Origin of the sequence: [Bacillus] enclensis, from assembly GCF_001456935.1 — a bacterium.
GTDB classification, from domain to species: domain Bacteria; phylum Bacillota; class Bacilli; order Bacillales; family Bacillaceae_B; genus Rossellomorea; species Rossellomorea enclensis.
Map to the genome: position 1 here is coordinate 1,443,232 of NZ_KQ758482.1, position 21,037 is coordinate 1,464,268.

General features: G+C 44.6%; 19 protein-coding genes. 3 read left to right on the top strand and 16 right to left on the bottom strand.

The annotated features are described in order from the left end of the window. Positions 1 to 44: 44 nt before the first annotated feature. The 4 genes from motS to AS034_RS07180 form a co-directional block, all read right to left on the bottom strand. A complete protein-coding gene (gene motS / locus AS034_RS07165) occupies positions 45 to 749 on the bottom strand; it encodes a flagellar motor protein MotS (RefSeq protein ID WP_058297976.1) in 705 nt (234 codons plus the stop codon). Then, complete coding sequence (motP, locus tag AS034_RS07170; protein WP_032087321.1) at positions 739 to 1,551, bottom strand: flagellar motor protein MotP; 813 nt, start codon at positions 1,549 to 1,551, stop codon at positions 739 to 741. Before motP ends, motS begins: the two co-directional genes overlap by 11 nt. Positions 1,552 to 1,608: 57 nt before the next feature. Then, complete coding sequence (gene ccpA, locus AS034_RS07175) at positions 1,609 to 2,607, bottom strand: catabolite control protein A (protein ID WP_032087320.1); 999 nt, start codon at positions 2,605 to 2,607, stop codon at positions 1,609 to 1,611. Positions 2,608 to 3,322: 715 nt separating this feature from the next. Next, positions 3,323 to 4,399 (bottom strand): bifunctional 3-deoxy-7-phosphoheptulonate synthase/chorismate mutase, encoded by a 1,077-nt coding sequence (locus AS034_RS07180; RefSeq protein WP_032087319.1) that lies wholly within the window; start codon positions 4,397 to 4,399, stop codon positions 3,323 to 3,325. Positions 4,400 to 4,599: 200 nt separating this feature from the next. Here AS034_RS07180 and AS034_RS07185 point away from each other — a divergent pair, with 200 nt between their 5' ends. Further along, entirely contained in the window at positions 4,600 to 6,762 is a 2,163-nt protein-coding gene (locus AS034_RS07185; RefSeq protein ID WP_058297977.1) for a cell division protein FtsA, read from the top strand. Between the two features lie 33 nt (positions 6,763 to 6,795). Here AS034_RS07185 and AS034_RS07190 read toward each other — a convergent pair whose 3' ends face one another. From AS034_RS07190 to AS034_RS07205, 4 genes are all read right to left on the bottom strand, one after another. Beyond that, positions 6,796 to 7,365, bottom strand: a complete 570-nt coding sequence (locus tag AS034_RS07190) for a YtxH domain-containing protein (RefSeq protein ID WP_058297978.1) — start codon at positions 7,363 to 7,365, stop codon at positions 6,796 to 6,798. 444 nt (positions 7,366 to 7,809) lie between these two features. Then, the gene (ytxJ, locus tag AS034_RS07195; protein WP_032087317.1) at positions 7,810 to 8,124 is read right to left on the bottom strand and encodes a bacillithiol system redox-active protein YtxJ; all 315 of its coding nucleotides are present in this window, start codon (positions 8,122 to 8,124) and stop codon (positions 7,810 to 7,812) included. A 115-nt stretch (positions 8,125 to 8,239) separates the two neighbouring features. After that, entirely contained in the window at positions 8,240 to 8,707 is a 468-nt protein-coding gene (locus tag AS034_RS07200; protein ID WP_032087316.1) for a YtxH domain-containing protein, read from the bottom strand. A 17-nt stretch (positions 8,708 to 8,724) separates the two neighbouring features. Beyond that, positions 8,725 to 9,240 carry a DUF948 domain-containing protein gene (locus AS034_RS07205; protein ID WP_032087315.1) on the bottom strand — a complete coding sequence of 172 codons (516 nt, stop codon included), beginning with the start codon at positions 9,238 to 9,240 and terminating at the stop codon, positions 8,725 to 8,727. A gap of 198 nt (positions 9,241 to 9,438) precedes the next feature. Here AS034_RS07205 and AS034_RS07210 point away from each other — a divergent pair, with 198 nt between their 5' ends. Then, a complete protein-coding gene (locus AS034_RS07210) occupies positions 9,439 to 10,554 on the top strand; it encodes an aminopeptidase (protein WP_058297979.1) in 1,116 nt (371 codons plus the stop codon). Between the two features lie 84 nt (positions 10,555 to 10,638). Here AS034_RS07210 and murC read toward each other — a convergent pair whose 3' ends face one another. From murC to AS034_RS07250, 8 genes are all read right to left on the bottom strand, one after another. Then, on the bottom strand, positions 10,639 to 11,961 hold the full coding sequence (gene murC / locus AS034_RS07215) for a UDP-N-acetylmuramate--L-alanine ligase (RefSeq protein WP_032087313.1): 1,323 nt from the start codon (positions 11,959 to 11,961) through the stop codon (positions 10,639 to 10,641). 217 nt (positions 11,962 to 12,178) lie between these two features. Then, complete coding sequence (locus tag AS034_RS07220) at positions 12,179 to 13,030, bottom strand: hypothetical protein (RefSeq protein WP_141687670.1); 852 nt, start codon at positions 13,028 to 13,030, stop codon at positions 12,179 to 12,181. A 77-nt stretch (positions 13,031 to 13,107) separates the two neighbouring features. Continuing rightward, entirely contained in the window at positions 13,108 to 15,948 is a 2,841-nt protein-coding gene (locus AS034_RS07225) for a DNA translocase FtsK (RefSeq protein ID WP_058297981.1), read from the bottom strand. Between the two features lie 738 nt (positions 15,949 to 16,686). After that, complete coding sequence (gene ytpR, locus AS034_RS07230; protein ID WP_032087312.1) at positions 16,687 to 17,292, bottom strand: YtpR family tRNA-binding protein; 606 nt, start codon at positions 17,290 to 17,292, stop codon at positions 16,687 to 16,689. Between the two features lie 14 nt (positions 17,293 to 17,306). Further along, positions 17,307 to 18,101 carry a DUF1444 domain-containing protein gene (locus AS034_RS07235; protein ID WP_058297982.1) on the bottom strand — a complete coding sequence of 265 codons (795 nt, stop codon included), beginning with the start codon at positions 18,099 to 18,101 and terminating at the stop codon, positions 17,307 to 17,309. A 140-nt stretch (positions 18,102 to 18,241) separates the two neighbouring features. Continuing rightward, positions 18,242 to 18,559, bottom strand: a complete 318-nt coding sequence (locus AS034_RS07240; protein ID WP_032087310.1) for a thioredoxin family protein — start codon at positions 18,557 to 18,559, stop codon at positions 18,242 to 18,244. Position 18,560: 1 nt separating this feature from the next. Beyond that, on the bottom strand, positions 18,561 to 19,595 hold the full coding sequence (locus AS034_RS07245) for a PTS sugar transporter subunit IIC (RefSeq protein WP_058297983.1): 1,035 nt from the start codon (positions 19,593 to 19,595) through the stop codon (positions 18,561 to 18,563). 217 nt (positions 19,596 to 19,812) lie between these two features. Next, positions 19,813 to 20,319: a hypothetical protein gene (locus AS034_RS07250; RefSeq protein ID WP_032087308.1), complete on the bottom strand. Its 507-nt coding sequence runs from the start codon at positions 20,317 to 20,319 to the stop codon at positions 19,813 to 19,815. Positions 20,320 to 20,515: 196 nt separating this feature from the next. Between AS034_RS07250 and AS034_RS07255 the strand changes: the two genes are divergently transcribed. Further along, positions 20,516 to 20,962: a YtoQ family protein gene (locus tag AS034_RS07255; RefSeq protein WP_032087307.1), complete on the top strand. Its 447-nt coding sequence runs from the start codon at positions 20,516 to 20,518 to the stop codon at positions 20,960 to 20,962. Positions 20,963 to 21,037 lie beyond the last annotated feature (75 nt).

The following is a 21,037-nucleotide window of genomic DNA, read 5'->3' on the forward strand; positions in this document are numbered from 1 at the left end:
CACAAAAAAACCACCCCGGTAAAAGTTGCCGGGGTGGCTTTTCTCTACTCATTTTCATAAGCTGGGTCACTGATGATGATTTCCACTCTTCTGTTTTTTTGCAGATTATCTGCCGTATCATTCGGTGCGATCGGCCGGGTATCACCGTAGCCCACTGCAATGAAGCGTTTCGGATCCAATTCCACCGCACTGGTCAGATAGCGGATGACTGAGCTTGCCCTTGCAGAAGAAAGTTCCCAATTGGAAGGGAATTTCGAGGTTGAAATGGGCCTGTTATCTGTGTGGCCCTCGACCTTCACGTAGTTAGGCATTCTTTCAAGCAGTGCACCCACTTTATCCAAAAACGGGTAAGAGGCAGGCAGGACATCTGCTTCACCCGAGTCGAAGAGCGACTGCTCGGGGAGGACCAAGACGACTCCCCTCTCCGTTCTTGTCGCTGTCACAATCTCATCTAATTCATTTTCTCTCAAATATGAACGTATATCACTTAAAAGATCCCGTAAATCTTCTTCGTGCTTTTCTAACGGTTCTTCAGACGGTTGTTCTGAAGGAACGATGGACGGATTAAAATCAAGGATCTCCTTTTTTTGAAATGAATCCGAGATTGCCCTGAATTTAACGATATCAATCTGCGACATTGAAAAAAGGAGAATGAAGAATACGAGAATAAGAGTGATTAAATCAGAAAAAGTCACCATCCACCGCGGAGCATTGGACTTTGGTTCAGGCGGCCTTATTCTACGCTTCATAGGAAGCTTCCTCGAGTTCTTTTTCCTCATACTTCATAAGGTCATCATGGGACATAAAAACTTTGAGCTTTTCCTCAAGGATCCTTGGATTCTGACCTGATTGGATCCCAACAACTGCTTCGATGATGATTTGCTTCATGAACACTTCATTTTCCGTCCTCATCGCCAATTTGGATGCCATCGGGATGAAAACAAGGTTGGCCAAGAGGGATCCATACAGGGTCGTCAACAAGGCAATTGCCATATTGGGGCCGAGGGTAGACGGATCGTTCAGGTTTTTCAACATCAGGACAAGCCCGATCAGCGTTCCGATCATCCCCCAGGCAGGTGCGTATTCACCCGCTTTATCCAGCAGGCTTCTCCCTTTGCGGTGACGCTCCTCGAGTGCAATGATTTCCGCTTCCATAATATCTGTCATTACATCGGGTTCGATGCCGTCAACAGCCAAAAGGACCCCTTTTCGAATGAAAGGGTCCTCAATATCTTCCACTTCCGCCTCTAATGCAAGCAGACCTTCCCTTCTTGCTTTCTCAGAAAGCTTGATGAAGGTCCGGATCAGTCCATGGATATCGTAATCCTCATTCCTGAAGGCTTCACGCATGACCCTGCCCATATGCTTCAGTTCTTTAAGAGAGAAACTGACCAGCATGGCAGCAATCAAGCCGCCTATGACAATAAAAAAAGAGGAAGGGTCAACAAATGAGCCAAACCCTGTCAGCCCTTCGTTTGTCATGATGGCAAACCCGACAAATAGAAAGCCTATGATAACTCCGATAGGCGTAAGAACATCAATCTTCTTCATTTTGACTCTCCCTGTAAATAAGTTCTTTTTCTCTTGATAATAGTATCGACTGGGAACTTATTTTGTTGAACCGCGATGTTCAAGGCGGTGAGGTAATACAACCGTCTCTTCCTCCACCGTTTCTTTGTTCATATATTTCGTCAACAGCCTCATTGCTACCGCGCCGATATCATAAAGCGGCTGCACGACTGAAGTCAATTGCGGTCTAACCATAAGGGCAAGCCTTGTGTTATCGAAACTGATGACTTCTACATCTTCAGGAATGCTCACACCGCTGTCCTGGGCACCGTGTACCACTCCAAGTGCTGTCTCATCGTTCCCTACAAAAATCGCAGTCGGCTTGTCTTTGAGTTCGGAGAATTTCTGCCATGCTTCAAGACCGGAATCATACGTATATTCACCTTCGACCACTAAGTCGTCACTGAATTCCACTCCAGCTGAGCCCAGTGCTTCTCTGTATCCCTCAAGCTTGAATTTCATATTGATTGTATCGTGGAAAGGACCGCTTACAAAACCGATTCGTTTATGGCCCTTATCAAGCAGATCCTTCACTGCGTCATACGTTGCAGCTTTATAGTCAATGTTAACTGATGGTACGGTATTGGTTTCTTCCACAGCACCAGCAAGGACGATCGGAACCGGGGAACGCTCGAATTCCTGGACATGTTCCTCAGAAATATGGCCCCCCATGAACAGGATTCCATCGACTTGTTTACCGAGCATCGTATTTAACAGATGAAGCTCTTTTTCCGAGTTTTGATCGGAGTTGCTCAGGATGATGTTATATTTGTACATGGTGGCGATATCTTCGATTCCGCGTGCCAGTTCCGCATAGAAGATATTTGAGATATCCGGGATGATGACTCCGACGGTCGTCGTTTTCTTGCTTGCAAGCCCTCTGGCTACCGCATTTGGACGATACCCAAGACGGTCTATGACCTCAAGCACCTTTTTCCTTGTTGCCGGTTTTACATTGGGATTACCGTTTACTACGCGTGATACTGTGGCCATCGAGACATTTGCTTCCCGTGCTACATCGTATATTGTAATATTCATGTTTTTGACACTCCTTCAACTTCTCAACTTGTTATTGTTATTTTACACTAAACAAACCATAAGAAAAAAGCGATTACAATGGTTTGTTAAAAAATGCACATATTTAGCGTTAAAAAATTTATTATAACAGTCTTTAGTCTATTTATCTGCAATTATGTTGATTATCATACGACAGAGTTTGTTGGACTTCAATAATTGAGGATAAAAATAACCCTCTCAACACTGCTTTTGATTTCCGTGCAGGACTCCGCTTTCCGAATTGCTGCCTGATGTACAAGGACCGTTCCTTTCCGCTGCAGGCATTTGCTTTCCGCGGGGAGGAAGTCGAGCCTACAAAAAGCCGCTTTTGATTTCCGTGCAAGACTCCGCTTTCCGCGGGTAGCCCGTAAGCCTCCTCGGCTTCGCCTGCGGGGTCTCACATGTCTAGCTGTAGGGCTTAGAGGCACATGTCATAAGCCGAACCGACCAAGAAGGCAAAGAGCGCCTTCTAGGCCAATTCGTCTTATGCCACCCGCCTCTGAGCAAAGCCCTTCCGCTTTTCTAATATGCTACTCTTCCCGCAGGAGTCTCCGTTTTGCACTCCAATCAAAAGCTGGAAAGCACCTAACACCACAGTTGCTTTACCAACAAATCCTATATGAGCAGCATTTCAAACTAAAAAGGCTGGACTTTGCGTGAAAGTCCAGCCTCTTTTCTATACCCATTTTTGGGTTGGTTAAACGTTGATTGTGCGGCCTTTTAATAGTTCCTGGTAGAAGTGATCGAATTGGTCCAGGTCCATTTGCTGTGCTGAGTCGGACAGGGCTACAGCAGGGTCCGGATGTACTTCTGCCATTACGCCGTCCGCCCCGATGGCGATCGCTGCTTTTGCAGTCGGAAGCAGAAGGTCCCTGCGTCCCGTGGAATGCGTGACATCCACGAATACAGGAAGGTGAGTCTCTTGCTTAAGAATTGGTACAGCAGAGATATCAAGCGTATTCCGTGTCGCCTTCTCGTAGGTACGGATACCGCGTTCACAAAGGATGATGTCCCCGTTGCCCTGAGAAATAATATATTCAGCTGCATTGATGAATTCATCAATCGTTGCAGCAAGACCTCTTTTTAGGAGTACCGGCTTCTTCACTGAGCCGGCGGCTTTCAGCAACTCGAAGTTCTGCATGTTCCTCGCACCAATCTGGATCACATCGATGTACTCGAGTGCAGGTTCGATATCTGCAGGATTCACGATCTCACTGACCACCGCCAGATCGTATTCATCTGCAACCTTCTTAAGGATCTTCAATCCTTCAATACCCAGTCCCTGGAAATCATATGGGGACGTTCTCGGTTTGAATGCTCCACCGCGAAGAAGTTTCAACCCTTTCGCTTTGACAGCCTGTGCCACTTGAGCCACCTGCTCATAAGATTCCACTGCACATGGACCGAAGATGAAATGAGGATTCCCGTCCCCGATTGTATCTCCGTTGATATTCACAATCGTATCCTCTGCTTTTTTCTTACGGGATACTAAGAGTGCTTTTCGATGATCATCTTTCTGTAATTCTAAACCAGCTTTGAAGACCTCTTTAAAGATATGTTCAATAGTCGAATTTTCAAAAGGACCATTGTTATTTTCCTTGATCAGGTCTAACATTCCTCTTTCACGAACAGGATCATACCGGTATACTCCTTGCTTTTCCTTCACACGCCCGATTTCTTGAACGAGCTTGGCACGCTCATTGATGGTTTCTAGTAGTTTTAAATTCATCTCGTCGACTTTTTTCCGTAATAGATCGAGCTCTTGATTACTCACAATACAGCACCCTTTCTTGATTTTATCCTGTTCATCCATAAAAAACTGTTTTAGTTTTGTAAAAGTATGATACATTTTTTATAGATATTGAAACTAATTATAATAGAAGAATTCTCAAATGTCACGATAAATTTCTTTATTAATTAAACGCTTTTAAGCACTAAAGTATTTTAGTATCTTATGAGACTGTTCAAAAGTAGGTGTATACTTTGCAAAAAATATTTTCTTTGGATATAGGTACCCGTTCTGTAGTCGGGATCATCCTTGAAGAAAAAGACGGAAAATACCATGTATCTGATATTGAAGTGGAAGAACACAAGGAACGGGCAATGCTCGACGGACAAATCCACGATGTACCCGCCGTTTCAACGGTCATTTCATCAATCAAAAAGAAGCTCGAAGGAAAGCACGGACCTCTTCACAAAGTCTGTGTCGCTGCCGCCGGACGCGCCCTGAAAACGGAGAAGTCGCATTCGTCCTTTTCTATTAAAGGCAAGCCGCTCCTGAAAAAGGAAGATATCCTGCACCTGGAACTGAGTGCAGTCCAGCAGGCGCAGGCGCAAGCTGCGGATGCAGAAAGCGATGGTAAAAGCTATCATTATTATTGCGTTGGATATTCGGTACTCTATTATCGTCTCGATGGAGAAGAAATCGGAAGCCTGATCGACCAGCAGGGGGATGAAGCGGGTGTCGAAATCATCGCCACTTTCCTGCCGAGAGTCGTCGTTGAATCACTCTTGGCTGCTTTAAGCCGTGCCGGCCTTGAAATGGAAGCGCTCACCCTTGAACCAATCGCAGCCATCAATGTCCTGATCCCGCCTTCCATGAGAAGGTTGAATGTGGCACTGGTCGATATTGGAGCCGGAACATCTGATATCGCGTTGACCAACAAAGGAACGGTCACCGCCTACGGGATGGTGCCGACTGCCGGTGATGAGATCACGGAGGCACTCAGTGATGCCCTGCTTCTTGACTTCCCTCTGGCGGAAAAAGCAAAAAGGGAACTGCATCAATCCGAGAGCATAACTGTCACGGATATCCTCGGATTTGAGTCTGAATTCACCGTACAGGAAGTCGTGGAAAAAATTCACCCTTCCATTCAACAGCTTGCCGGAAAAATATCACATGAAATCCTGCTCTTAAACAATCAAAAACCTCCCCAGGCAGTCATGCTCGTCGGAGGAGGCAGCTTGACCCCGGCTTTGAATGTAGAACTTGCAATATCCCTGAATCTCCCTGAAAACAGGGTGGCTGTCAGAGGAATCGAAGCAATACAGAATCTATCATTTTCAGACCTTCCCGCCGGCGGTCCTGAATTGGTGACTCCTGTAGGAATTGCAATTGCAGCTAAGCAAGCTCCTGTTCAATACGTATCCATCCATGTCAACGATCAGCCGATCCGCTTGTTTGAAGTAAAAGACCTTACAATCGGGGACGGGCTTCTTGCTGCCGGCCAAAGAATCAGTAAATTGTATGGTAAACCCGGCCCAGCCTTTTTCATTTCTGTAAATGGACAACAAGTGACCCTCCCAGGAGGATATGGCGATCCTCCCGTCATCTTAAAGAACGGGAATCCCGCATCGGTTGAAGACAGATTGTTGAACCATGACCGGATCACCGTCCGTAAGGGGGACGACGGGCCGCCTCCAAACGTAAAGATAAGAGATCTCCTGGATGATGTACCGGATAAGCGCGTCACCATTAATGATAAAAGTCTCACTCTTTCACCCATTCTATTAAAGAACGGGACAAAAGCTACAATGGATGACCTGATCGAAGACGGTGATTCAATACATTATGAAGCGAAGGATACAATAGTTGATTCGTTGAAGAAGCTCGGCTATGAGGGATTACTTCAAGCATGTAAACCGTTCCGTCTCACAATCAATGGAAAAGATACATTCATTCCGGCATTCGGCGGGAAGATTACCTTGAATGGTGTGGAGGTAAAACCTACTGCAGCGGTTTCATACGGTGATAAGATTATCGTCACTCCTCCCGTCACCCCGACAGTTGGAGAACTTATGGCGAAACGAAAAGACTACAGGGAGCAATCAATCAAGATTATGTTTAATGACACCCCTGTTTTATTGAAGCGTGAAACAGCAACGGCATATAAAGAAGGACTTCCATTGAAAGAGAATGACACGCTGAATCCCGGGGATACAATCACAATTGAAGAAAAAGGGGTTCACCACTTCATTTTTCAGGATGTCTTCAATCATGTGGAAGTCGCCATGCCTGATAACGGAAACGCTTCTTTTCAGCTGCTTCTAAATGGAGAAGAAACCACCTTTTATGAGGAAATACAAGCTGGGGACAGGCTCGAAATTCGGTGGACGAATGCCCCCCATAAAAATTAACACACAAAAAAACTGGCCATGGGCCAGTTTTTTTTATGATCCTACCTGTCCAGGCACATTGCTCGGTTTATTAGTGCTGTGGACATTATCGTTACCAGAAGATGAGGTGGAAGTTGAAACGGATGAAGTCTGTGATGATTCTGAGGTCACTTCTTCACCGGCTTCTTTTACCTTGCTTCCGATATCTTTTAAATCTTCTGCTGCTTCTTTTGTGGTTGCGATGATTTCAGTTGAATCCTCTTTCACCTGATTTACTTGGTCGATGACATCGCCGTTCACCTTTTCATATAGCTTCTGTGCGTCATTGATGGCTTCTTTCAGTACAGAAGATGCTGATTTAATACGGTCCTGCCAGTCATTCATCACTCCGGACGGATTATCTTTTACTTTTGAGACCATGTCCATAGTGGAATCTTTCATTGAATTTGTTCCGTTGGTGATTTTTTTTCTTGTGTTCTTATCCATCATGGCAACTGCCCCGCCGACGACTGCGCCCAGCAGGATTCCTTTTACCAGTTTGCCGTTTCTTTTTCCTTTTACGGTAGGGATTTGGTTTACATTGTTATTCGGTTGTGCTGTTTTATTTTGATAAGATTGTACCATTTTGGTTGATCCTCCTATTGTGTTGGTTTGATTTGTTATTACGTGTAATTCCCCGTTTGCTCGGAAATAAACTTTTGGTTGGGAAATTCCTGTTATTACCGTTGTTGGATAAATAAAAATCATAAAATATATGAGTGCTAAGTGGCATCACCGCTGAGGGTTTCCGTGCAAGACTTCGCTTTCCGCGGGTGACCCGTGAGCCTCCTCGGCTTCGCCTCCGGGGTCTCACATTGGCCACTTCTCCCGCAGGAGTCTTCGTCTTGCACTCCAACCCACAGCTGGAACTCTCCAAATACAAATAATGAGCTTTTAAAAATACTCCATGAATTCTATATACCTCCCCAAACAAAAAAACACTTCCAAGCCAATAAAAAGTATCGTTATAACCTCACAATTATGAACTGCAAAGTACAATAAAAAAGAACCTGCACATGCAGGTTCTTTTTAGAGTTTGCTTAGTTCTTTTTCGGTGATGTTCCAGTGAGAGGCGTTCCAGCCTGGTTTGCCGTCTATGAATAGGAATGCTTGGGGTGATTCGTGTTTGATGCCGTATTTTTCGGAAATGTGGTTTGAGAGTTCCCTTGCCTCCTGGACTGCAAGGTAATAGCCGTCTTCTTCCCTGTTATTGTTCAGGAATGCCTGATAATCAGTGAACGCATTTGAACTGATCGGACAGGTCAAGCTGTGTTTCATGAAAAAGAAGCGGGGATTCGTTTCTGCAAGTTGCTCGAATTGCTGTACCGTTTCAATCTTTTGCATCTGTCTTGTTCATCCTTTCTTTCATCTATGTTTAAGATTGCATTTGTATCTACAATAGCCTGCACAAAAAAGCGGCGAAGTAATCATATCACTTCACCGCTCTGGAGGACAACTCTTATTGGTTATACGTTTTTTCTGTTTCATCAAAAGCTTTCTTTGTTTCCTCAAGCTTTTGGTTTACATCTTCAGTTTCCTGCACCGGAGTTGCATCTCCCACAGGTACTTCCTGAAGCTCTTCGTTTACGTCCTCTGTATCTTTAGAACGGTAAGATTTAAATTTATCCTTCACTGTATTGGATTGCTCCTGAACAGTCTTAGTGAATGCAGCGGACTTTTCTTTTGCAACAGCCGCCAGTTCATTGCTTTTCTCAACCGCAGTGTCTTTCCACTGACCTGACTTTTCCTTGATGACGACAGCCTGTTCGTTGAGGTCATTACGAAGGTCCTTACCGGACTTTGGAGCCAGCAGCAGCGCAGTGGCTGCGCCAACGATCCCTCCGATCAAGGTTCCGATCATGAAATCCTTAGAATTGATGTTGTTGCTGTCGTTCGTTTGCTGATTTTGAGTTTGGTTTTGTGTCATTTTAAAATTCCCCTCTCCTAATTGTTATAAGATCTTGCTCTTTTAACCAATTTTTCTCGAGATTGAACTTCTGTGGGTGCGGTTTGATTTTGAACAGCGTTGTCTGAAGGACTCGACTGTTGTTCCTTTTTTTGCTTCCACTTGTCCTTTAACTCGATAATCGCATTTCCCCACTGAACCACCTGGGAGATCTTCCCTTGATTCCTTTCGAGCTCAGAGGAGATGGAAGTGCTCACTTTCTTTACCGAATTATTAAGGTTCTGAATGGAATGACCTACATCTTTTACTGCATAAACAACGGTGTTCAGATCCTCAGACTTGCGCTGGATATCCTCGGCTAACAGATTCGTTTTATGTAGTAATTCAGTAGACTCCTTGGTCACTCCCTGAAGCTGGGTTTCTAGACCGTTCAACGTACTTGATACACTGTCGAGGGTCGTCCCCATTGATTTCAAGGTTTTCATAATGCTTATTACTAAAATGAAAAAGGCAATTGCAATAACTGCTACACTTAGATAAAGAATTATTTCCATATAGTACACCTCCATGTATAAAAATTCTTTACCCACTCTATACACAAATAAAACATTATACTAGGATTTCTTCCTCCTAAAGTGAAATTCCTGCTTAATTTTAAAAATACTTTTTTATCTTTTCTAATTTACTTTTTTATCATCCCGGTAATATTTAGGGTACAATAATAGGGATATGACATAAGGAGGTAGACATAAATGAAAGATCCGCGTATTGAAAAACTGGCACAGAACCTGATTCAATATTCCGTGCAGCTGCAGCCTGGAGAAAAAGTCTTGATTGAAAACTTCGGCTTGCAGCGTGAGCTTGTCACAGCACTTGTCAAAGAGGCATATGCAGCAGGCGGCTTCCCGTTTGTTTCCATCAAAGATCATTCCGTGGACCGTGCATTGCTGCTCGGGGCACAGGAAGAGCAGTATAATATGATGGCCGGCTTTGAGGCGAATGTCATGAAGGAAATGGATGCTTACATCGGGCTCCGGTCAGGTGATAATATCAATGAACAGTCCGATGTCCCGGATGACAAAATGAGGATCCATGGAAATACAATCGGAAAGAAAGTACATAGGGAAATCCGTGTTCCAAAGAAAAAATGGGTCGTCCTTCGCTATCCTAATGCATCGATGGCTCAACTCGCAAAAATGAGTACCGAAGCATTTGAAGACTTCTACTTTGATGTCTGCAACCTTGATTATAGTAAAATGGACAAAGCGATGGACAACCTGGTTGACCTCATGAACAAGACGGATAATGTGCGGCTTGTCGGGGAAGGAACCGATTTGACTTTCTCCATAAAAGATATCCCGGCTGTAAAATGTGCAGGGCGCCTGAACATTCCTGATGGAGAAGTTTACTCTGCGCCGGTGAAGGATTCGGTGAACGGGACTATTTCCTACAACACTCCTTCCCCTTATAATGGTTTCACCTTCGAGAATGTCAAGCTTACGTTCAAAGACGGGAAGATAGCGGAAGCGACTGCAAACGACACCGAAAGAATCAATAAAATCTTCGATACGGATGAAGGGGCGAGATACGTCGGTGAATTTGCGATCGGAGTCAATCCTTACATCCAGCATCCGATGCAGGACATCCTATTCGATGAAAAAATCGACGGAAGCTTCCACTTCACTCCTGGTGAATGCTATGAAGATGCATACAATGGAAATCATTCAAACATCCACTGGGACATGGTCATGATCCAAAGACCTGAATACGGCGGAGGGGAAATTTACTTCGATGACGTATTGATTCGTAAAGATGGAAAGTTTGTTCTCCCTGAACTAGAGGTCCTGAACCCGGAAAATCTTAAATAGGGAAATGCTGAAAAGGCCCGCCCTTCAATGCTTCAGAGCATTCATGGACGGGCCTTTGGATTAGAGCCGGCAGCACGCCGGCTTTTATTCATTGTTTTCAGCTAAGTTTTCTTTCAAAGTTTCTTCATATGCTTCCTGGAATTTCTGGATATCTCCCGCTCCCATGAAGATCAGGACGCTGTTGTCATGTTTCAGTAAAGGGGTGGTATCTTGTTCATCGATGATTTCTGACCCTTCGATTTTGCTTTGAAGGTCCCCGATTGACAGTTTTCCGTGATTTTCCCTTGCTGAACCGAAAATCTCACACAAATATACTTTATCAGCCAAGTCAAGGCTTTCAGCAAACTCAGACAGGAATGTCTGGGTCCGTGTGAACGTATGCGGCTGGAATACAGCGATGATATCTTTCTCGGGATATTTTTGACGGGCTGAATCCACGGTCGCTTTAATTTCAGTCGGATGATGGGCATAGTCATCGATCAGGATTTGAGAGCCGATTTCTTTTTCGGAGAAACGGCGTTTAACCCCTTTGAAGCTGCTCAATCTTTCCTGCACGACGGCAGTGTCAAGTTCTTCATAATGACAGATCGCTATCACGGATAAAGCATTCAGGATATTGTGATCCCCGAAAGTAGGAATCTTAAAGCTTGCATAGAATTCATTCCGGACGAATACATCGAATGAAGTACCTTCTCGGTCCCGGTTCACGTTTCTTGCCTGAAAATCATTTTCTTCTGCGAAACCGTAGAACACTACAGGAACCTGAGCCTGTATTTTTTGTAACTGCTCATCGTCCCCGCATGCAATGATCCCTTTTTTAACCTGCATCGCCATCTCCTGGAAAGCCGAGAAAACATCGTCAACGTTAGCGAAGTAATCAGGGTGATCGAAGTCGATATTCGTCATGATGGCATAATCGGGATAATAGGACAAGAAGTGGCGTCGATACTCGCACGCTTCGAAAACAAAGTATTGGGCATCCACCGCTCCCTTACCTGTACCGTCCCCGATCAAATAAGATGTAGGTTTGGCGCCGCTGATCACATGGGCAAGAAGACCGGTGGTGGAAGTTTTACCATGTGCGCCTGTTACAGCGACACTTGTATACTTCTGCATGAAGTCCCCAAGGAATTTATGATATCTCGTAATCGGGACCCCTTGTTCGATTGCCGCTTCAATTTCTTCATGTGTATCGGGAAAAGCGTTCCCGGCAATCACATGCATATCCCCTCCGATATTTTCTTTCTGGAAAGGAAGTATTTTAATATTCGAATCTTCAAGAGACTTTTGAGTAAAGAAATATTTATCATAGTCAGATCCCTGGACCTCGTAGCCCGTATCATGGAGTATTTGGGCCAGTGCACTCATACCCGAACCCTTGATTCCTACGAAATGATATATAGTCATAATAGAACCTCCAACAATCATCTATCTAAAGCATTATATGAAATGAATATTTTTTTGCTATCCGTATGGCTGTGGATATAAGATACTGAAACACTTTGCGGCAGACTGCCGCTGTCTTCTTAAGTATAAGGAAGTTCCAGAAGAAAGGCTAACTTCTGACACACCAAATAATAATTTCTTGTTTCTTTCAACTTGAACATTATATCACCTTTTGAACCTAATGACCATGAACGTGAGGGGAATCCCCTTTCAGGATATAGGAAGGAGCCGCTTCTTTTAAAAAAGTTCTCCATAATACTCCAGTTTCATGATTCTTTAGATCGTAATCTTCTTTTATCTGTGATGGAAAATCACTGCCTGCTGCCTCAAATACGGGCCCTATGAGCCACTGATCAGTAACAAGAGGGACTTTTCTCACAAAATAGATGGAGTTTGGCTGAATTTCTTCCGTTAACCCCGATATGGGAGTTTTTACACTTTCTTCCTGATCATGGATGATGTTTTTTCCTGTGATCACGGCTTCCCCATTTCCTGTTCGGATACCCGTCACGATCAACGGTTCGAGAGCGGCCGTCAGCAGCAATGCGCCCATCATTTTGACCGGCTCACTAAGTTTTTTGGACTGGAGGAATTGGAAGAATAATGTGTGTCCCTTAATTGTCTTATAATCAAAAAGAAACCATTGGTGAAAAACGTCTTCTGCCTTTTTAGAGACAAGAGATGGTTCCTTCAGATGAAATCGTTCTGCAAAGATCACCTTGGCTCTTACTTTTTCACGTATATTGGTTTCTTTTAACGCATATTCGAACGCCTGGCGATATAAGTCATCGATCTGTTCTTCTGCGATGCGCTGTTTCTTCAAACGGTATTGATCTAAATTTAAAATTTCCTTATCCTGCATCCTCTCACCTATTCGAATTCTAATAATCCGGCCGGTCCCTTCAACTGGTCCTTGCCTGATGCATTGTCCACCTACCGGGCGCTTATTTCCGTACCCCTTTTCATTAGGCTCCAAACCAGCCGCCAACATGGCGGTGTATCCCACCCTGCTGAAGGGTAACGACAGCACGTCTGCTTACTTCTCAAAAAAAAGGTATTCTGTTTATATCATAAACAGAATACCATGTATCCTATGTTTGTACTAGCCTATGCCAGTGTTTCCAGTTCGCTTTCAGAAATCAGTACATCCCTTGGCTTACTGCCTCTTGATTCCGAAATGACACCGCTCTTTTCCATCATTTCCATGAGTCTTGCCGCACGATTATACCCAATCCTGAACCTCCTTTGCAGACTGGAGGCAGAAGCACCTCCCTGATCGATGACAAATTCGCAAGCTTCGAAAAACAGTTCATCTTCTTCTTCGGTCACTTGCGCCTTCTTAATCAGCTCATCCTGCTGAAAGATATATTCTGGTTCACGCTGGTTTCTCACATGGTTGATGATGTCGTCTATTTCGTCATCGGAGACAAAGGTCCCCTGCAGCCTAACAGGCTTTGAGGAGCCATTTTCCAAAAATAGCATGTCCCCCCTGCCGAGCAGCCGCTCTGCACCGCTTCCATCAATGATCGTCCTTGAATCCACCCCTGAGGAAACAGAGAATGCGACCCTTGTCGGTACGTTCGCTTTGATCAATCCCGTGATGACATCTACGGACGGACGCTGTGTGGCGATGATCAAATGGATGCCGCAGGCACGTGCCTTCTGGGCAATACGGCAGATCGCCTCTTCGACATCTGCAGGCGACATCATCATCAGGTCTGCCAGCTCATCGATCACGATGACCAAATATGGAAGTGTGTCATTGTATTGTTTATTACGCTTAGCCAGTTCATTGAATCGCTTGATATCCCTTACGCCGGTATGTGCAAACAACTCATACCGCCTTTCCATTTCCTCAACAGCCCACTTCAATGCAGCCGTGGCCGCTTTTACATCGGTGATGACCGGACTTACCAGATGGGGGATTCGGTTATATGGCGCAAGTTCCACCATCTTAGGGTCGATCAAGAGCATCTTCAACTCATCCGGTGATGCCTTATATAAGAGGCTGACGAGTATGGAATTGATGCATACGCTTTTTCCTGAACCCGTGGCCCCGGCAATCAGTCCGTGCGGCATCTTGCTCAAATCTGTCACAATCGGCTGACCGGAAATATCAAGACCGAGGGCTGCTGTAAGGGCTGATTCCGATTCCTGGAAGGCAGGGCTGGCAATCACCTCACTGATACAAACCGGACGGCTTTCCTTATTAGGAACTTCAATCCCGATTGTATGCTTGCCGGGGATCGGCGCTTCGATCCTGATATCTTTCGCTGCCAGGCTGAGCTTGATATCGTCAGAGAGATTCGTGATTTTATTTACCTTCACACCCGGCTCAGGCTGTACTTCGAAACGTGTAACTGATGGACCCTGGGTGACATTGACCACCTTCGCCCTCACATTGAAGTTGTGAAGCGTCTCGTCCAGAAGATTTTTCTGGGATTCAAGCCATTCACCGCTCAATTTCTTCGATACAGGAGGCATCAAGTACTCCATATCAGGGAAAGTATAGCCTTTTGTGTGCTTCACTCCGGATGACAATTCATTGTAGCTTTTAGCAGCTGCCTCACCCTGTACAGCATCTGACTCCCTGCTGACCGGTGAATCCTCAAGAACTGCCGCTTGCCCCTTCCCGGCAGCAGCTTCACTTACAGGGCCCATTCCACCTCTATTTTCAGCCATAGGGGCTTCCGTCTTTCGTTCAGTAACTGCCTGTGCTCTATGGCGCTGATTCATCTGCCGTTTATCCTGCTTCAGCATCAGGACGTTGAAAGGAAGGTGCGACCTCTTCTTTCTTGGTTTAGGTTCTTCTTCCTTATCCACTGCATGCTCATTCACAGGCGTGATTTCTTGTTCCTGCCCGGCTGCTTGCAGCTGTTCCGTTTCTTCGTGTCTTGTTTCAGATTCAGGGATATCTGCCTGCAACGTCTGGACTTCCCGGCCTGCTTGTTCATCCTGCTCCGCTTCAAACTCAGTCGGCTGCTGTTGCGATTCCGCATTCAGCTTATCTTCTGGTTGTACCAAGTGGATGACTCCATCATTCTGCTCCACTTCCGGCTGTACCCTTTGCTCCGATTGCCCATCCTCCGACAACTGCGATTCTTCGCAGGTGACCGCAGAAGTAAATCCAGATTGCAGGACTTCTTCAGCTTCCTTTTCTGCTGGATCTTCTGCTGGGACCTGATTATGTGGGCTTGTCTGTTCAGCATCATTTTCCTTGAATGAAAATTCATTTCCGATCAGGGAAGCTTCAACCCCGTACCAGCTGCCGGTTTCCTGCATTCTTTCATTTTCTTCTGCCCTTTTTTCTTGTTTAATTTCTGTGACTTCCTCTATTCCCTTAACTTCTGGAGGGTATACCTCTTGCATGATTTCATCCGGTACTTTCCCATTCCCCCTATGTAAGAACTCATTCAGCTCATATTCCACATCGCCTGTTTTTTCAGGTTTAACAGGTCTCGTCCTGAAACCGTATATCGGAGAAGGGATTTCCGTAGGGCGAAATGGCCGGCTGTTGCCTTTCTCAACTTTTTTCGTTTTTGAGATCTTTTCACTTTTTTCATAAGTGCTTTCGGCCTTGTCAGAGGACTTCGGTTTTTGATAGGCTGCATCCTGCAGCTTGCTTTTACGCGGTTTCCGTTGTATTTCCCGTGCTTCTTCGCGTTTAGCTTCACTCTTGGCTTTCTTCTCGGGCTCATGACGCTTTCTCACTGGACGCTTCTCCTGTAGATTTTCCCCGTCCGATATCAACGGGAATCTGAAGTTCCCTTTCGGATATTGGTATGTCATCCTGGCTTCAACGTCCCGTGATTTGTTTACTGCTCTATTGTTTAGTATCCGCTTTTCAGGGCGGGGTGCTTTTTCTTCGACCTCAGGTTCTTCAACATATTCTTCAAATTGTTCGTCTTCATCTGATAGTTTATTGATGATTTTTTTAATCCAGCTCACAATTATCACTCTTTCCTTGATACTTATCTTTATTTTATCAGTTAAAGAGAAAAATTCGAGTGATTTCGATAGAATTAGAGAATTGTTAAGAGAATGTGTCGAAAGCAATATTGGTGTAATATTGTTTTGGTGGGAAAAGTTAGAATGAAGGATGAATAAGTTTGGTCTTTCTTTACCGCAGTTGATTTCCGTGGAAGACTTCGCTTTCCTCGGGTAGCCCGTGAGCCTCCTGATATGAACGAAACCGTCAATAAATTGACCTACACAGATTTTGGTTATGTTTTTAGGCAACCTTAATTAGAGAAGCTCTTTTTGACTTCTCAACTTATTTGTTTCCCTTCATCACCGCTAATGATTTCCGTGCAAAACTCCGCTTTCCGCGGGCGGTTGGTGAGCCTCCTCGGCTTCGCCTGCGGGGTCTCACCTAACACGCTTTCCCGCAGGAGTCTACGTTTTGCACTCCAATCAATCGCTGGAACCGGTTTTGAATATAGTTAATGTCACACAACTTCAACCTAAAATGAAAAAGTAATCGCTACACCCCTGGAATCTTCCTGACAGCACTTTATTAGTCTTCATGTTTCAGTCAAATCACATGATGAAGATGGAATAATCCTTTGACTCCTACCAAAATAATTCGTTCACTATCTGCAGTTTTCATCTTAAAATCTTTCCCCCCTTTCTATACTAAAACTAAAAATCCCGAAGTCACTTGACTCCGGGATTGACGTTAGTAATTTATCCTTTAAATGGCTGTCCAACTTCATAGTTGTCTTCGAGTACCAGGATGCCTTTTTCCTGGGGGGCGTTTGGCAGGTCGAGTTCTTTTGCTGAACAGATCATGCCTGATGATGGGACTCCGCGCAGTTCTGCGTCTTTGATGACCATTCCGCTTGGCATGACGGCGCCGACTTTTGCCACGACCACTTTTTGTCCCTTGTCGACATTCGGTGCGCCGCATACGATTTGAAGGGATTCTCCGCCTACATCCACTTTGCAGATATTCAGTTTATCTGCATTCGGGTGTTTCTCTTTTTCAGCAACAAAGCCGACTACGAATTTAGGCGAGAAATCTGCTTCCAGAACCTCGTCAAAGCCGTTTTCCTTAATGGCTTTATTGATTTGACCAAGCTTGTCGCCGTTCATTTCCACTTGCCCTTTTTCTTGCAGATCCATATAATCGGAAGCTTTAAATAAGTTAAAGCCGACCGTTTCTCCTGAATCTTTATCAAAGATGCGGACAGCATCCCCTTTAACCTCATGCTCCACTTTTCCTTCAAACCCAGGCTGCATCGTGATGATGAGGGTATCCCCGATTCCTTCAAGATTGTAAAATACGTTCATTTTGTTTTCTCCCTTCACTTTTTACGGTTTTTAGCCAGTATGAAGACCGGTTCCAGATCTCCATCTTCATAGACAAATGATAAAGCAGTGATCGGTACATTGCCAGTCGTGAAAAAGCTCATCGTCATCTGCTGAAGGACATCATATCCTGTTTCATTGCGGATGTCACCAATGACAAGCACGTCCTGATGGGGGACAGACACAGTCATCTCCCCTTGTATATCGCTGCTGACCTTCTTCAGAAATGCATCATTCAAGATGCGGCTCGCATCATACCCATCGTTATTGTTCAAGAAATAAAAGACATTCCCGGCCACTTCGTCTTTTTTCATCTGTGTCGGAAGCCCTCTCACATTGAACAGGGCCGTTTCCTTCATCTGTTCATGCGACCAGCCTTTCTCTTTCAGCATGTTCTCATCGATGAGACGGTATGTGGATCCAAGGTCGATCGCATAATATATCCTTGTTTCCGCTGTATGATCATCCATTACCAGCGGGATGCCGTCATTTGATTCTGTCGCAAAGGACGTTGACCGGATAACAGGGAATACGTTTTTCTCTTTGCTTCCCATGTCCGATTTAGTCCCCATTACATTCAATGCTTCTTCTACGTAATAAACGACTTCATCAATGATGGATTTATTATTTTCCTTCCATTTAGAAACGATGGGAGGAAGTGCTACCGTGATCCCTTTACCGGTCTCTGTATTCTCAATCCGCAGGGAATCTTTATCCCTGTCATATGTAAAGGTGCGATTGGGCTTGTCCAGCTTTCCCTGGAGGATGCCTTTTAATTTTTTTATATCCATGGTTCCCCTCCTACATAAACTAAAGTATTCCCGTTCATATCTTATAAACTGCCACTTTTAACATTTTACAATAAAATTGTGATAATACAAAAGAAACAACGATAAAAAAGGGATATCCCCGAAAGAATATCCCTTCTTCATTATTTAGACAGTGAATTCATGAACTCCTGTATTTCTTCTTTCGTTTTACGATCCTTGCTTACAAAGCGGCCTGTTTCCTTTCCGTCTTCATAACCAAGGAAGCTTGGAATGCCAAAAATATCGTGCTCTATGCAGACATCGATGAATTGATCACGATCGACATAGATAAAGGTATACTCGCTGTATTCATTTTCAATTTCCGGCAAGATCGGTTCGATGATCCGGCAGTCCGGGCACCAGTCGGCTGAAAACATAAAAACATGTTTCCCATCGTTTTTCAATTCATTGAATTCTTCCATCGTTTCAAGTTTGCGCATATCATTTTCCTCCTGTATCGATCGTCATTTGGTCCGGTTTGATCCAGCCAATTTTCCTCATATATTCAGATAGTAACAGGGAGATGAAAGCAGGTCCAACGAAATGCAACATCAGCACTTTCATGGCTGTATCCCAAGTGAAACCCATGGTTTTAAATGTCATGATCTGACCGACGAGGCCGCTCGTTCCCATCCCCGCTCCGGCAGCATTGTTTTCCATGAGCCAGATCGTGGTCCCGATTGGTGCGAGGACCATACCTGCAATGGTCGGCGGCAGTAAGATACGCGGATTGCGGACTATATTGGGAACTTGCAGCATCGAAGTTCCGATCCCCTGGGCCAGGAGCCCCCCGACTTTATTTTCCCGGTAGCTGATTACGGCAAATCCGACCATTTGGGCAGCACACCCAATCGTCGCAGCACCGGCTGCCACTCCATTTAAATCAAGCATAAGGGCAATCGCAGCACTGGAAATCGGAGCCGTCAACGCAAGCCCCATTAGTGCCGCCACGAGTACCCCCATAATGATTGGTCTCTGTTCAGTTGCCCAGCTGATCCAGCTTCCGAACATCGTCATAAAGTCACCGATTTGCGGACCCGCGAAATAAGCAACAAAAAAACCTGCAAAAATCGTTACAAAGGGTGTAACAATGATATCAACCTTCGTCGTCTTGCTTACAAGTTTCCCAATTTCAGTTGAAACGACAGCTGCAAGATAAGCACCGGCAGGGCCGCCCAGGGAGGCACCCGCAGCACCTGTCACCACCGCAGCAAACAAAACGAGCGGGGGCGCACCCAGTCCATATGCAATGGCGACGCCTATGGCAGGACCCATCAGCCCGATGGCAAGCGCACCCATATCGATGAAGAACGTATTAACAGCGTCAGGAAGAATCGCTGCCTGCTCCCCGATCGTCTTGATGATCAGCCCGATGATCAGCGAGCTGAAAAGACCGAGTGCCATATAACTCAACGCATCTATAAAATAAACTTTGGCAGAAAACTTAACCCCTTTACTTTCCATGTAATTCTTCAATTCACATTCCCCTTTTCTCTAAATAGGAATCACACATTTACTAGTGTAAAGACACATGTTGATTTTGTCTATCATTAATTTCCTCAAACAGTTTTTAAACAGTATGCTCCCCCCAAATAGAAAGGTGCATTCAGGCAATGGCGTTTCCCGGGAACGATAAAAGCAAATAAAAAAAGCCGATCTTCCACTTAATGCAGTGAAAAATCGGCAGATATAATTAATTCTGTTTTACAGAGTTGGCTATTTCCATCATCATTTCTGCATGATCTGAAAGATCTTCCAAACTGGACTGGGTGGTCAATTTAGTGCCTCCGACCCCAACAATCAGCTCATACTCCTCTGAATCCGGCAATTTATTAATGACATAATATCCTAAACGATTATCTTCTTTGAAAGAATCATTTTGAACGATATTCTTCTCATCACTGATTGCCATATTATATAGAAGTTCACTCTTCTGATCTTCCTCGGGGTTAGTGAATAGAATGAATGTATCAGAGCCTTTTGAAATAATGACATTGTTTTCAGATTCCTTTTCAATCTTGGCTCCAAACGGGAGATAGAAGCTGAGGTTTCCCGCTTCCTCTTTCGCGTTCTTTTCTGTATTTTTGAACGTATCCTCCACGGTCTGGGCTGTCTGCTCTTTCTCTTCGTCTATTGTTGTATTGCATCCAGCTAATATAAGCACAAGAAAGAAGAGAACGATCGAAATCTTTGTTTTCATCCTCTTTTCCTCCTTTTCCTGCTTCGTCGGAACCGCCTTCAAGGTTACCTGAAGGACCTACGCTAATAATACCGTCACAAAGTACCATTGACAACCCTTACAAAAAGAAAAAACCTTAATTTCATGGCAGCGGAGGTTACTTTTCACCACCTGAGGGTAAATATGATAAAATGACTAAAAAAAGGAGAGATGCAAAGTGGAATTCACTGTTTATCTTGCAGGGGAAATACATAGCAGCTGGAGAGAAGACTTGAAGAAGGAAGCGAAAAAACTGGACTTGCCACTGACATTTGTGGGACCAATGGAAAATCATGATCGTTCTGATTACATCGGGGAAGAAATTCTTGGTGAACAGCCTGACAAGATTCTGCGTGATGAGGCCGCATCTGCGGTCAATAATCTCCGCACTGAATTATTGATGAAGAAATCTGACATTGTCGTAGCGTTATTCGGTGAGAAGTATAAACAATGGAATACAGCCATGGATGCAAGTACAGCACTTGCCTTGAATAAACCGCTGATCCTGATCCGTCCGGAAGAGCTTCATCATCCGCTGAAAGAACTGTCGAATAAAGCGAATGTAACATGCACATCGATCGGACAAGCAGCGAAAGTACTTTCGTATATATTCGAAACTGAATAACCAGTTTATTCTTGGGCTGACAGTATTTTTATCTTTCTTTCATGAAAAACATGCCGGTATAATAGTACCCGGCAT

Excerpts from the sequence above, each read along its gene's own strand:
- motS (WP_058297976.1), bottom strand. The coding sequence starts at position 749 with ATGAAGCGTAGAATAAGGCCGCCTGAACCAAAGTCCAATGCTCCGCGG.
- motP (WP_032087321.1), bottom strand. The coding sequence starts at position 1,551 with ATGAAGAAGATTGATGTTCTTACGCCTATCGGAGTTATCATAGGCTTT.
- ccpA (WP_032087320.1), bottom strand. The coding sequence starts at position 2,607 with ATGAATATTACAATATACGATGTAGCACGGGAAGCAAATGTCTCGATG.
- AS034_RS07190 (WP_058297978.1), bottom strand. The coding sequence starts at position 7,365 with ATGGTACAATCTTATCAAAATAAAACAGCACAACCGAATAACAATGTA.
- ytxJ (WP_032087317.1), bottom strand. The coding sequence starts at position 8,124 with ATGCAAAAGATTGAAACGGTACAGCAATTCGAGCAACTTGCAGAAACG.
- AS034_RS07200 (WP_032087316.1), bottom strand. The coding sequence starts at position 8,707 with ATGACACAAAACCAAACTCAAAATCAGCAAACGAACGACAGCAACAAC.
- AS034_RS07205 (WP_032087315.1), bottom strand. The coding sequence starts at position 9,240 with ATGGAAATAATTCTTTATCTAAGTGTAGCAGTTATTGCAATTGCCTTT.
- AS034_RS07210 (WP_058297979.1), top strand. The coding sequence starts at position 9,439 with ATGAAAGATCCGCGTATTGAAAAACTGGCACAGAACCTGATTCAATAT.
- murC (WP_032087313.1), bottom strand. The coding sequence starts at position 11,961 with ATGACTATATATCATTTCGTAGGAATCAAGGGTTCGGGTATGAGTGCA.
- ytpR (WP_032087312.1), bottom strand. The coding sequence starts at position 17,292 with ATGAACGTATTTTACAATCTTGAAGGAATCGGGGATACCCTCATCATC.
- AS034_RS07235 (WP_058297982.1), bottom strand. The coding sequence starts at position 18,101 with ATGGATATAAAAAAATTAAAAGGCATCCTCCAGGGAAAGCTGGACAAG.
- AS034_RS07240 (WP_032087310.1), bottom strand. The coding sequence starts at position 18,559 with ATGCGCAAACTTGAAACGATGGAAGAATTCAATGAATTGAAAAACGAT.
- AS034_RS07250 (WP_032087308.1), bottom strand. The coding sequence starts at position 20,319 with ATGAAAACAAAGATTTCGATCGTTCTCTTCTTTCTTGTGCTTATATTA.